This window comes from Synechococcus sp. R60.1, assembly GCF_047461835.1.
GTDB lineage: Bacteria > Cyanobacteriota > Cyanobacteriia > Thermostichales > Thermostichaceae > Thermostichus.
Window position 1 is genome coordinate 19,387 of the sequence record NZ_JANSIA010000015.1, and the last position, 12,962, is coordinate 32,348.

The following is a 12,962-nucleotide window of genomic DNA, read 5'->3' on the forward strand; positions in this document are numbered from 1 at the left end:
GCAAGCCGTGGCGAGGATTGCGGTTATCCCAAGTGGGGGTAGAGGGGGAAACGACGACAGAGCTGAGCCACCCGCTGGCGACACTCTTCCAATACAGCAGGCTCCTCAGGCTGAAACAGACAATCGGCGATGATCTCCCCAATTTCTTCAAATTCTACTGGCCCCAAGCCGCGGGTGGTCAAGGCTGGGGATCCCAGACGCAGGCCGCTAGCTACAAAGGGCGGCTGTGGGTCGAAGGGAATGGTGTTCTTATTGGCGGTGATGTGGATCTCCCCCATCAGCCGATCCGCCCGTTTGCCCGTCATTACCGGATCCGCCGCTCCAGTTTTTTCCAGCACCGCCGAAACCGAGCGCAGATCCAGCAACATCAGGTGATTGTCGGTGCCCCCGGAAACCAGTCGAATGCCTCGCCGTTGCAGGGATCCCGCCAGGGCTTGGGCATTGGCGATAACTTGGGCCGAGTACTGGGCAAAGCTGGGCTGCAGGGCTTCTCCAAAGGCCACCGCCTTGCCAGCAATAACATGCTCCAGCGGCCCCCCCTGGCTGCCGGGGAACACTGCCTTATCCAGCTTTTTGCCCAATTCTGGGTCGCGGGTGAGAATGAGCCCTCCACGCGGCCCGCGCAACGTCTTGTGGGTAGTGGTGGTCACCACATCGCAGAGGGGCACGGGGTTGGGGTGATGTCCAGTGGCCACCAAGCCGGCAATGTGGGCAATGTCGGCCAGAAGATAGGCCCCCACCTCGTCGGCAATGGCGCGGAAAGCGGCAAAGTCAATTGTCCGCGGATAGGCAGAGTAGCCGCAGATGATCAGCTTGGGCCGGTGCTGCAGGGCCAGATCCCGCACTTGATCGAAATCGATCCGCTCCGTTTGGGGATCCACCCCGTAATGCACCACCTGGAACCATTTGCCGGAGACATTCACCGGCGAGCCGTGGGTGAGGTGGCCGCCATGAGACAAATCCATGCCCATGATCGTGTCCCCCGGCTGCAGCAGGGCCAGGAAAACAGCGAAATTGGCCTGCGCCCCCGAGTGGGGCTGCACATTGGCGTGGGCTGCCCCGAACAATTGCTTAGCCCGGTCAATGGCCAGTTGTTCAATCTCGTCAATAAACTCGCAGCCGCCGTAGTAGCGCTTGCCCGGCAGCCCTTCTGCATACTTGTTGGTGAGCACCGAGCCCTGGGCTGCCAAGACGGCAGGAGAGGTGAAGTTCTCGCTGGCGATCATCTCCAGGTGATCCCGCTGCCGGTTGAGCTCTTGCTGGATCAGGCGGTAAACGACGGGATCCGTTTCCGCCAGGATGGCCAAGCTATCCCGTGAGGTGGTCAGACTTTGTGGAGCAGCTACCATGATGACGCCAAGACCGAACTTCGCAGGAGGAATGGGCAAGAACTGCTTCGCCGTCGCGACGGCGTTGCGGAGCAACATCGTAGCATGACCCGCAAACCAGCAGCGCAGGCCCCGGCCTTTCTGCCTGGGGTAAAACCCCAAAACTGAGAAAGAATCCCTTGCTTTAGGGGTGGGGAGAATGTCAGTCGCGACAGCGTTGCGGAGCAACATCGATCCAAGCAGAGGATCTGGGAGCCACGGTCAAGCGGGATGGGCAAGGGCTGCTTTGTAAAGAATGTTGAGCTTTTCTTCTCGGTGTCAAGGCTACCCCTCAAGCTACGGTAGAGTGAGGGGGCTGACTTTTGTGCAATTCCACTGTTAGGGAGTTGGTTATGACGGACGCACAAGTTTTCACCATCCTGGCGATTGCCTTGGTGCCGGCAGTGATGGCTCTGCTTTTGGGATCCGCCCTGGCCCGCAGCTAAAGCTCCTGCATCTCCCAAAAAGTGCCTCTGGATCCCTTCGGCCTGCCCCGTCACGACAGTGTTGCGGAGTAATAAGGCAGGCTTTTTTCTTTATCAAGGAATGGAAAGTGTGGCTTGCGCTGCTGCACTCCTTCGGTTGTCCTGCCGTTGTTGGCTAAAGTTGGATTGATAAGGAGCACTCCCGGCAGCCAAGCAACTTGAGCCAGGTGGATCTACAGCGGCTTCAGCGCGCCCTTTCCCTAGAAGCAGAGGTGGGGTTTACCGACCTGCGGGGGCGAGAGCAGACCTTCTCCCAATTTTTGGGGAGCGTGTTCGGACAGGATCCCCCCTCTGACTGGGCGCTGAATGGAGATGACCGGCGGCGATGGAAAGAACTGGGATCCCGCTATACCCTGTATTCCGAGCTGGAGCTGCCCGAACGCCAGCACCTGGTGGCCGAAACTCGCCGCTGGCTGGAGCGAGTCCGACGTCAGCAAGAGCTGTCCCGACCGAGTTCCCACCAACCTGGCTCGTTTGCAGCCTCGTTGCCACAGCGCTCTGGTTTCCCTGCCGTAGGCGTAGCAACAACCCCCCCAGAGGCAGGGCGGAGCACGATTTCCCCATCTCTCCCCGCCGGCCTCAGCCTGGAGCAGCCGCTGCAGTTTCTCAAAGGCATTGGTCCCAAGTCAGCGGAGAAACTGGCACAACTGGGCCTACACAGCGTGCGGGATGCCCTCTACTACTTCCCCCGCGACTACCTGGACTATTCCCGGCGGGTGCTCATCCGCCAAGCCAAGGTGGGGGAGACCGTTACCCTTGTAGGGACGGTGAAAAGTTGCAGTTGCTTTACCAGCCCTAAGAATCCCTCGCTGACCATCTTCAACCTAAAGATTGCCGACAAAAGTGGTGTAATTACCCTCAGCCGCTTCTACAGCGGGCGGCAGTTTGCCCAGCGCAGTTGGCAGGCAGTGCTGGAGCGGCAATACCCCAAGGGAGCAGTAGTGGCGGCCAGTGGCTTGGTGAAGAGAGGCCGCTTTGGCCTGACGCTGGATAACCCGCAACTGGAGGTGCTGGGGGGAGAGGGCGAGGAGCTGGACAGGCTGGGCAAGATCTTGCCAGTTTACCCTCTCTCAGAAGGGATCCCCGCCGATCTGGTGCGCAAGGCGGTGCAACTGGCTTTGCCGGCGGCGGCCTTGGTGGAGGATCCCTTGCCGGCGGATCTCAAGCTGCAGTTGCAGCTTTTGGACTTGCCTGTTGCCCTGCAGCAGATCCACTTTCCTGAGACCCGAGAGCTGCTGGCCCAGGCCCGGCGGCGGCTGGTGTTCGATGAGTTTTTCTACCTACAACTAAGCCTATTGCAGCGGCGACACCGCTATCGTGCCCAAGCTCAGGCCATACCTCGTTACCAGCCGGCTAGAGGGGAGCTGTTGGATCGCTTCTACCAAATCCTGCCCTTTCAGCTTACCGCTGCCCAGCAGCGGGCCATCGACGAGATCCTAGCGGATCTGCGGGATCCCTTGCCCATGAACCGCCTCTTGCAGGGAGATGTGGGATCCGGCAAAACCGTGGTGGCGGTGGCAGCTGTGCTGGCAGCCATTCAATCCGGTTGGCAGGCGGCCCTCATGGCTCCCACCGAGGTTTTGGCCGAGCAACACTACCGCAAGTTGGTGGAATGGCTCAGCCAGCTGCAGGTGCCCGTTGAACTGTTGACTGGATCCACGCCCCCTGCTAAGCGCCGGGAGATCCTGCGGCAGTTGCAGACCGGGGAATTGCCCTTGGTGGTGGGCACCCATGCTCTCATCCAGCCGGTAGTGCAGTTTCGCAACCTGGGCTTGGTGGTCATCGACGAGCAGCACCGCTTTGGCGTGGAGCAGCGGGCCGCTCTGCAACAGAAAGGGGATCACCCCGATGTTCTCACTATGACCGCTACCCCCATCCCCCGCACCCTCACCCTGGCCCTGCATGGGGATCTGGATGTTACCCAAATTGACGAGCTGCCGCCGGGGCGCAAGCCCGTGCACACCCTGGTGGCCCGGCCAGGGGATCGCCTGCAGGTGATGCGGCTTATCGAGCGGGAAATTGCCCAAGGGCGGCAGGCCTACGTGGTGCTGCCGTTGATTGAAGAGTCGGAGAAGCTGGATCTCAAATCTGCCATCGAGGAACACCAGCGTCTGCAGGAAAAGGTCTTCCCCCAATTTCGGGTGGGCCTGCTGCACGGGCGCTTGACCAGTAGCGAGAAGGAAGCTGTCATTGCGGCCTTTCGCCGGCGGGAGCTGGATATTCTGGTCTCTACCACGGTGGTGGAGGTGGGGGTAGATGTGCCCAATGCCTCGGTGATGCTGGTGGAGCATGCGGAGCGCTTTGGGCTCTCCCAACTGCACCAACTGCGGGGGCGGGTAGGGCGGGGATCTGACCAGGCCTACTGCATCCTGATGACAGGATCCAAAAGCGAGGAGGCCCTGCGGCGGCTCAAGGTGCTGGAGCAGTCCCACGACGGGTTTTTCATTGCCGAGATGGATCTGCGCTTCCGCGGCCCAGGGGAGGTGATGGGCACCCGCCAGTCGGGGCTACCCGATTTTGCCCTGGCCAGTCTCATGGAGGATCAAGAGGTGCTGCAGCTGGCCCGCCAGGCGGCAGAGCAGCTTATTGTCCAAGACCCTGACCTGAAGCGCTGGCCCCCCTTAAGCCGCATACTGGAAGAGCGTCAGGCCCGTCTCTTGGGCCCTGGGTTGTTGACCTAAGCTAGGGGCAATTGGAGCACTATGCCCTATACTCTCGAAGACTTAAAAGCCCACGGCCTTTCCCCGGCGGAATATCAACAGATCCAGCAGCAGCTGGGCCGGGATCCCAACCCCAACGAGCTGGCCATGTTTGGGGTGATGTGGTCAGAGCACTGCTGCTACAAAAACTCCCGCCCTCTGCTGAAAAACTTTCCCACCACGGGCGAGCGGGTAGTGGTGGGGCCGGGGGAAAATGCCGGCGTAGTAGATCTGGGGGAGGGGGATTGGCTGGCGTTTAAGATCGAGTCCCACAACCATCCTTCGGCAGTGGAGCCCTTCCAGGGGGCAGCTACCGGCGTGGGAGGGATCCTGCGGGATATCTTTACCCTGGGCGCCCGTCCCATTGCCCTGCTTAACTCGCTGCGCTTTGGGCCGCTAACAGATCCCCGCAACCGCCGCCTCATGGCCAGGGTGGTGGAAGGGATCGCCCACTACGGCAACTGTGTCGGGGTACCCACAGTGGGGGGAGAAGTGGCGGTGGATCCCTGCTACAGCGGCAATCCCTTGGTCAACGTCATGGCTCTGGGGCTGCTGGAGACGCCGGCAGTGGTGAAATCGGCAGCGCGGGGGGTGGGGAACCCGGTCTTGTACGTGGGCGCCACCACCGGGCGGGATGGCATCCGCGGCGCCAGCTTTGCCAGCGCCGAGCTCAAGGAGGATGCGCAGCAGGATCGGCCGGCAGTGCAGGTGGGGGATCCCTTCCTGGGCAAGTGCCTCATCGAGGCCTGTCTGGAGGCCTTTGCCACAGGAGCTGTGGTGGCTGCCCAGGATATGGGGGCAGCCGGGATCACCTGCTCCACCGCGGAGATGGCCGCCAAGGGAGGGGTGGGGATCCGCTTTGACCTCGACCGAGTGCCGGCGCGGGAAAGCGGCATGGCTGCCTGGGAATACCTGCTCTCGGAATCCCAGGAGCGGATGCTGCTGGTGGTGCAAAAAGGCCGCGAGGCGGAGGTGATGGAGATCTTCCACCGCTGGGGTTTGCAAGCTAGTGTGGCCGGGGAAGTCATTGCCGAGCCGCTGGTGGAGATCTGGCACCAGGGATCCTGCGTGGTGCAGGTGCCGGTGCGGGCTTTGGCCGAAGACACCCCCGTCTATGTCCGTCCGGTGTTGCCAGAGCCGCCAGCCTACGTGCAGGCAGCGTGGCAATGGGATCCCGCCACTCTACCCCCTTGTGATTGCCAGGGGATCCACCTCGCTCAGGCAACGCTGGCATGGAAAGAGGTGCTGCTGCAGCTTTTGGCCAGCCCCACCCTGGCCAGCAAAGCCTGGATCTATCGCCAATACGACCACCAGGTGCAAAACAACACCGTCCTTTGGCCGGGCCAGGGAGATGCGGCGGTTATCCGCATCCGTTCCCAAAAGTTTGGCGTGGGCGAGGTGCCGCCCCTGCGAGCTTCCCGCAAGGCCATCGCTGCCACCCTGGATGGCAATGGCCGCTGGGTGTATTTGGATCCCTACGAGGGGGCCAAGGCAGCCGTGGCGGAAGCTGCCCGCAACCTCACCTGTGTGGGGGCCGATCCCCTAGCTGTTACCGATAACCTTAACTTTGGCAATCCCGAAAACCCGGTGGTGTACTGGCAGCTGGCCCTGGCCTCTCGGGGGATTGGAGATGCCTGCCGTGCCCTCGGTACGCCGGTAACGGGGGGAAACGTTTCTCTCTACAACGAGACCCTCACCCCCCAGGGATCGCAGGCTATCTACCCTACCCCTGTCATTGGCATGGTGGGTCTTATTCCCGACTTGAAATGCATCTGTGGCCAGGGGTGGCAGCAAGAAGGGGATCTCATTTACCTCCTGGGATCCCAGGCCCTCACCAGCTTGGGGGGCAGCGAGTATTTGGCGGTCATCCACCAGCAAGTTACGGGCCGGCCCGCGCCAGTGGATCTGGAATTGGAAAAGCGGGTGCAAGCTGCCTGTCGCCATGGAATCCGCCAGGGCTGGGTGCGCTCTGCCCACGACTGCAGCGAGGGGGGATTGGCTGTGGCTTTGGCAGAAGCCTGCTTGAGCGGAGGCCGCGGCGCAACCCTCTCCCTGGCTCCTGGATCCTTGCGCTGGGATCAGGCCCTGTTTGGCGAGGGATCCAGCCGCATCCTAGTCTCCGTAAGCCCGGCCCACCGTTCCCTCTGGGAAGCCTATTTGGAGTCCCAGCTCCCCGGCCAGTGGCAGCTTGTGGGAGAGGTGGGATCCCCTGCGGATCCCCTGCTCTTAAGGACGGCAGAAGAGGATCCCTTACTGGTGGTGTCTTTGGCAGCCATGCAGGCCGCCTACCACGGTGCCTTTTCGGACTAGCTGAGCCTCGGTTGGGAAACCGTTTTCTGCGCCCAGCTCCCTTCTCCCTTGGGGAGAGGGGCCAGAGGTTGGAGAGGACAACATCCTTAGGGGGATTTTTCCTCACACAAATTGGCCTGGATCACCTCTCGATATTGGGACTTGGGCTTAACGCCCACCAACTGGGCCACCAGCGTCTTGTTTTTGAAAAATTGCACCGTCGGGGTGCCCGCCACCCCCCCTGCCTCTGCAATCTCCGGATCTTTCTCAATATCGATCTCCACCACGTGCAGCTTGTCCGAGAACTCATCGATGATCTTGTTCAAGATCGGCTTGAGGGCATGACAAGGGGCACAGGTGGGGGCGGTGTACTTGACCATGAGCAGGCGATCGCTTTCGTGGTAGAGTCGCCGCAGGGCATAGCTCCCCTCATGGCAAGTCTTGCTGAAGTCTAAGTCATCCTGTCCATTCTCCTCAAAGCTGGCCTCCTCAACAGCAGGATCCCCAGCAGACTCTGCCGCAGAAGTCGCAGCAGGGCTGGGTTCAGGATGGCTTTGGGGAAGGACGTGATACTCCTGGGCCAAGCCGTGTTCCGAGAGCCAGCGCTCTGCCAACATGGCCGCCATACAGCCAGTGCCGGCAGCGGTAATCGCCTGACGAAACTCGTGATCCTGCACGTCGCCGGCGGCAAACACCCCCTCCACACTGGTGGCCACGGATCCCGGGCGGGTGACGATGTAGCCGACTTCATCCAGTTCCAGTTGTCCTTTGAACAAGTCGGTGTTGGGCTTGTGGCCAATGGCATAAAATAGGCCACCCACTGACATCTCGCGTATTTCGCCGGTTTGGTTGTTCCGCACTTTCACCCCGGTCAGGCGCAGGCCGTCGCCCATCACTTCCACCGCCTCGGTGTTCCAGTGCACAGTGATCTTGGGGTTGTTGAGAACACGATCCTGCATGGCCTTGCTGGCCCGCATTTTGTCGCTGCGCACCAGCATGTGCACGTGGGATCCAAACTTGGTCAGGTAGGTGGCTTCCTCACAAGCAGTATCGCCGCCGCCGATCACCACCAATTCCACCCCTCTGAACATGGGCATAGCCCCATCGCAGACAGCACAAGCTGACATGCCCCGGTTCCAGTAGGTCTCCTCCCCCGGCAGGTGTAGGCGCTTGGCTGTGGCCCCGGTGGCGATGATCAGGCTGTGGGTGCGCAATTCCCGCTCGTCAGAACGGACGACAAAGGGCCGCTGGCTTAAATCCACAAAGGTGACATCTTCGGTGTAAAGTTCTGCCCCCCACCGCTGCGCTTGAGCCCGCATGTTCTTCATCAGTTGGGGGCCGGTGATGCCCTCGGGAAAGCCCGGAAAGTTCTCCACCTCGGTGGTGGTCATCAGTTGCCCGCCCGGGATCCCGCCCGCCTGGAACCCCTCAAACACAACCGGCTTCAGGTTGGCACGCCCAGCGTAAATGGCTGCTGTAAACCCAGCAGGGCCGGAGCCGATAATCACCACATTCTCAACCCGACTTTGCTCTGTCATCCGATGTCTCTCCTTCTGCAATGGGAATAAAAGCCAAACTCATAACGACTACGCTTTAGCTTAACACCCCTTGGCGAACCGGTCGAGGCCGAGGCCTATTAGCCTCATTTTCGCTCGCCTCAGGCCATTGGGGCCTTTTTTGCCCATCCCATAGGGTTATCTCTGCCCAGAGGTTGGCCAAGTGGCGGCCATTGCCCAAGTTTTGGATCCCCAACACCCAATCTCGGTTGACCCAAGCCAGAAGGAAAAGAGGTGTCTGAGATGGCCAGCAATTTGGTCTTGGTCAGAAAGCGGAGCTCAAATGAATTTTGTATCAGAAACTACAAAATACCCGTGTTGGCCTTTCTAGGATGAGTGAGCGTTTTTGGCCTGTCTGGGTCGAAGCGTGGGGATCACCTGCTGGGATCCCATTTGTTTCAGCCACAGTTCCCCCAGTCTTAACCGCAACCCAATCAGGAGAGAGTAATGGCATCCACGCCCCAAGAAGTGCTTCAGATGATCCAGGACAACAACGTCCAGATAGTGGATCTCAAGTTTGTGGATATCTTTGGCACCTGGCAGCATGTTTCCTTCCACACCTCGATGATCAAGGAAGAAACCTTCACCGAGGGGCTTCCCTTTGACGGATCCAGTATCCGGGGCTGGAAAGCGATCAACGAGTCGGACATGTACATGGTGCCGGATCCCAAAACGGCTTGGATCGATCCCTTTCTGGAGGTGCCCACCCTCAGCATAACTTGCAGCATTGTTGAGCCGCGCACCGGCCAGCCCTATAGCCGCTGTCCCCGCAGCCTTGCCGCCCGTGCCGTTGCCTATCTGCAATCGACGGGCATTGCCGATACGGCTTACTTCGGGCCGGAAGCGGAGTTTTTCATTTTTGAAGATGTTCGCTTCGACCAAACCCAAAACTCGGCCTACTACTTCGTGGATTCCATCGAAGGTCGCTGGAACTCGGGCCGCGAGGAGAAAGGTGGCAACCTGGGCTACAAGCCTCGCTACAAAGAGGGCTATTTCCCGGCCCCGCCCACCGATGCCCATCAAAACATCCGTACCGAGATGCTGCTGACCATGGGCAAGTTGGGGGTGCCCATCGAGAAGCATCACCACGAGGTGGCTACCGGCGGGCAAGGGGAGTTGGGCTATCGCTTTGCCGATCTGATCACGGCTGCCGACTACATGATGGTTTACAAATACGTGATCCGGAACGTGGCCCGCAAGCACGGCAAAACCGTCACCTTCATGCCCAAGCCCCTATTTAACGACAACGGCACTGGCATGCACACCCACCAGTCCCTCTGGAAGGATGGCCAGCCCCTGTTCTACAGCGAAGGCACCTATGCCAACCTGAGCGAGACAGCTCTCTACTACATCGGTGGCCTGCTCAAGCATGCCCCGGCAATCCTGGCCTTCACCAACCCCACCACCAACTCCTACAAGCGCTTGGTGCCCGGCTTCGAGGCGCCGGTGAACCTGGCTTACTCCCAGGGCAACCGTTCCGCTGCCATTCGCATTCCGGTGACCGGCAACAATCCCAAGGCCAAGCGTCTGGAGTTCCGCTGCCCGGATGCCACCTGCAACCCCTACATCGCCTTTTCGGCCATGCTGATGGCTGGCCTGGACGGGATCAAGAATAAGATCCACCCCGGCGAGCCTCTGGACAAAGATATCTACGATCTGGAGCCGGAAGAGCTGGCCAAGATCCCTTCCACACCCGGATCCCTGCTGGATGCTCTGGAAAGCTTGCAGAAGGATCATGCCTTCTTGCTGGAGGGAGGCGTCTTCACCGAAGATCTGATCCAGACCTACATCGAGTACAAGATCGACAACGAGATCAACCCCATCAATCTGCGGCCTCACCCCTACGAGTTCGCCCTTTACTTCGACGCCTAAGCGGTGTGGCCGATTCTGCAGCGGGATCCCTGATGGGATCCCGTTTTTTTCCGAGGAAATAGCACCCCTCAATTGTGGATCCCTTGGGCAACTTAGCTACTTTTGGTCAACAGCACCTCGTGCCAGCGTTGAAGCGTCCTGTGCCGTCCATCGACCTGAGGAAGCTCAACCCAGAAACCAAAAGGGGATCCACAGCCGGGATCCCTTCTCGCTGAGCTCATGCCAGAGCATCAACAGTTACGGGCAGATCAGCTCATGCTGACACGGCTACGGTCGTAGTTGAGCCGAAAGGTGGGATGCACTTTTCCTTGGATGCGGTTCCAGAAGTTGCGCACGTTGACATGCAGGCCAATCTGCTCTGTACCGCGGAGCAGCATGGATTGCTGACGAATCCGAATCAAGCGTTGATGGCTCATCATCAAGCGGCGAGACAGCTCATCCAAGACATGAGAACGGCCATTGGCAGCCACCGGGGCAGATGCCTCTGCCGTCTGAACGGGTTGAGCCGGCCCTTCGGCCGCCTTGAGATGATGAGCAACACCCCGATAGAGCAGGTCAAGGTTGGTGGGCAAAACCACCGGCTTGCTCAGGTGGCGGAACCGCCAGTCCAGCCCCCGGTAACGACCCCCCACTTTGCCGGGAGAAACCGCTGCAGTTGCAGAAGAGGGGGTGTAATCGACGCCACGGTAAAAGAGTGCCATGATCTTCGCCTCCAATGAGTTGAGTTTTCATCCGTTCGCCTTCTCCTGAGAGACAAGAGAAGCCACACGGTTACCAGAAGAGTTGAGGCGCGTTCCTTCGGGATATCTCCCTACTTCCGTCCTCTGGCCGTGATGTCGCTCTACCTACATTAACGAGCCGCCCAGCACGCGAGAGGATGAACGATTTCTATCTACATTCTGTATTATAAGCTACGGTTTTGAGGTATTGCCAGCAAGTTTTAACAAAAATTTCCACTGAGTTTCTGGCCAGCTTCCTCTAATCGGGACTGGTCAGCCGGGATCCCTGGGGGAAGTAAGGTGCAGGGCTTGGGGCCAGGTTCTCCACTCTGTCCGAGATGCCAGAGGAAGCATTATCGTGGAAGAATCCTCAGGATTGGCTACAAAAGTTCACATTCCTTGGTGGGTGCCCTGTGCAGGAAGACTTTCGTCTGATTTTGGACATTGTGACGGTATTGGCGGCAGCGGCAGCAGGTGGATTCTTGGCTTCGCTGCTGAGGCAGCCGGTGTTGCTCGGCTACTTACTGGCCGGGATCTTGGTGGGGCCAACCGGGTTGGGGTGGATCAAAGAGTTGGTTCAGGTGGAAACCTTGGCCCAGTTTGGGGTGACCTTTTTGCTGTTCACCTTGGGGGTGGAGTTTTCCCTGAAAGAATTGCGCAAAGTGCGGGGGATCGCCATTGGCGGCGGCATTTTGCAAATTGGCCTGACGATTTTGATCACGGCGGTGCTGGCAGTGGTCAGCGGCTGGTTGACGCCGGTGCAAGGGATCTTTTTAGGGGCCGTACTCTCCTTGTCTTCCACGGCGGTGGTGCTCAAAAGCCTCACCGAGACCAACCAAATGGGCACTCCCCAAGCCCAGGCCATGCTGGGGATCCTGATTGTGCAAGATTTGGCGGTGGGGCTGATGTTGGCGGTGTTGCCGGCTTTGGACTCTCCCCTGCCGGAGCTGGCAGGATCCCTGGCCAGGGCCTTGGCAGAAATCGGCTTGGTGGGGCTGGGGGCGGTGGTAGGCGGGATTTGGCTGGTTCCCGGTTTCCTGCGTCTGCTGGCTCAGCAGGAGAGCAAAGAGGTGTTTCTGCTGGGGGTGATCAGCCTCTGCGTGGGGATTGCCCTGTTGACGGAGCGGCTGGGCATTTCCAGCGAGATTGGGGCCTTCATTGCCGGGCTGATGATCTCGGAGGTGGAATACGCCGACCAAACCCTGGACTATGTAGAGCCTTTGCGAGATGTGTTTGCTGCTCTCTTTTTTGCGGCCATCGGCATGCTCATCGATCCCAGCTTTATCCTCGGCCATCTGTTGCTGATCCTGGGGCTGGTGGGTCTGGTGATGGTGGGCAAGTTTTGCATCGTGGCTCCCTTGGCGCGGCTGTTTGGCTACACTCTGCCGGCAGCGGTGGTGGTGGGGCTGGGCCTATCGCAAATCGGCGAATTCTCCTTTGTGCTGGCCAGCGAGGGGCAGGCTTTGGGATTGGTGTCGCGGCAGATCTATTTGTTGATTGTCAGCACCACAGCCGTTACCCTTCTGCTCACTCCCTTTCTGCTGAGGGGCGCTCCTCGACTGTTTTCCGGGCTACACGGGATCCCCTTCTTGGCCCGTTGGTTGGAATTGGGCGAGCGGCCTCGTGCTCTGGCCCCCGATGCTCCTCAACAGGGGCACGTGGTGGTGTGCGGCTATGGGCAGGTGGGGCAAGATATTGTGCGCATTCTGGAAGCCCGTCGTCACCCCCTCTTGGTTATCGATCAGTCAGAACGGGTGATCCAACACCTGCGTTCCCGTGGGATCCCTTACCTCTACGGAAATGCGGCCAGCCCGTTGGTGCTGGAGAAAGCTTGCCTGCCCCAGGCCCGCGCCCTGGTTATTGCTCTGCCGGATCGCATGAGCATCCGCCTCTGCCTGAAACGAGCTCTGGAGTTGGCGCCGCAATTGGATGTGGTGGTGCGAGCTACCGACAAGGAAGACATCGAACAGCTCTA

The 12,962-nt window shown here is 59.8% G+C and carries 8 protein-coding genes and 1 riboswitch; of the genes, 5 read left to right on the forward strand and 3 right to left on the reverse strand.

What is annotated here, in order from left to right:
* Positions 1-23: 23 nt before the first annotated feature.
* Positions 24-1,349, reverse strand: coding sequence for a serine hydroxymethyltransferase (gene glyA, locus NW834_RS03890; RefSeq protein ID WP_414418746.1), 1,326 nt, complete (start codon positions 1,347-1,349; stop codon positions 24-26).
* A gap of 371 nt (positions 1,350-1,720) precedes the next feature.
* Between glyA and psaM the strand changes: the two genes are divergently transcribed.
* From psaM to purL, 3 genes are all read left to right on the forward strand, one after another.
* Entirely contained in the window at positions 1,721-1,813 is a 93-nt protein-coding gene (gene psaM, locus NW834_RS03895; protein WP_011434349.1) for a photosystem I reaction center subunit XII, read from the forward strand.
* Between the two features lie 206 nt (positions 1,814-2,019).
* A complete protein-coding gene (gene recG / locus NW834_RS03900) occupies positions 2,020-4,533 on the forward strand; it encodes an ATP-dependent DNA helicase RecG (RefSeq protein WP_414418745.1) in 2,514 nt (837 codons plus the stop codon).
* Between the two features lie 21 nt (positions 4,534-4,554).
* Complete coding sequence (purL, locus tag NW834_RS03905) at positions 4,555-6,861, forward strand: phosphoribosylformylglycinamidine synthase subunit PurL (RefSeq protein WP_414413043.1); 2,307 nt, start codon at positions 4,555-4,557, stop codon at positions 6,859-6,861.
* A gap of 86 nt (positions 6,862-6,947) precedes the next feature.
* On the opposite strand, the gene trxB is transcribed toward purL, so the two are convergent.
* On the reverse strand, positions 6,948-8,378 hold the full coding sequence (gene trxB / locus NW834_RS03910) for a thioredoxin-disulfide reductase (protein ID WP_414328790.1): 1,431 nt from the start codon (positions 8,376-8,378) through the stop codon (positions 6,948-6,950).
* A 465-nt stretch (positions 8,379-8,843) separates the two neighbouring features.
* On the opposite strand from trxB, the gene glnA reads away from it, so the two are divergent.
* Positions 8,844-10,268, forward strand: coding sequence for a type I glutamate--ammonia ligase (gene glnA / locus NW834_RS03915; protein ID WP_414342228.1), 1,425 nt, complete (start codon positions 8,844-8,846; stop codon positions 10,266-10,268).
* Positions 10,269-10,516: 248 nt separating this feature from the next.
* Here the strand turns inward: glnA and NW834_RS03920 are convergent, their stop codons facing one another.
* Positions 10,517-10,969 carry a DUF4278 domain-containing protein gene (locus NW834_RS03920; RefSeq protein WP_011434342.1) on the reverse strand — a complete coding sequence of 151 codons (453 nt, stop codon included), beginning with the start codon at positions 10,967-10,969 and terminating at the stop codon, positions 10,517-10,519.
* Between the two features lie 86 nt (positions 10,970-11,055).
* A riboswitch (Glutamine riboswitch) is annotated at positions 11,056-11,154 on the reverse strand.
* 246 nt (positions 11,155-11,400) lie between these two features.
* Between NW834_RS03920 and NW834_RS03925 the strand changes: the two genes are divergently transcribed.
* Positions 11,401-12,962 (forward strand): cation:proton antiporter (locus tag NW834_RS03925; RefSeq protein ID WP_414426217.1); only part of this gene is annotated, 1,562 nt, incomplete at its 3' end.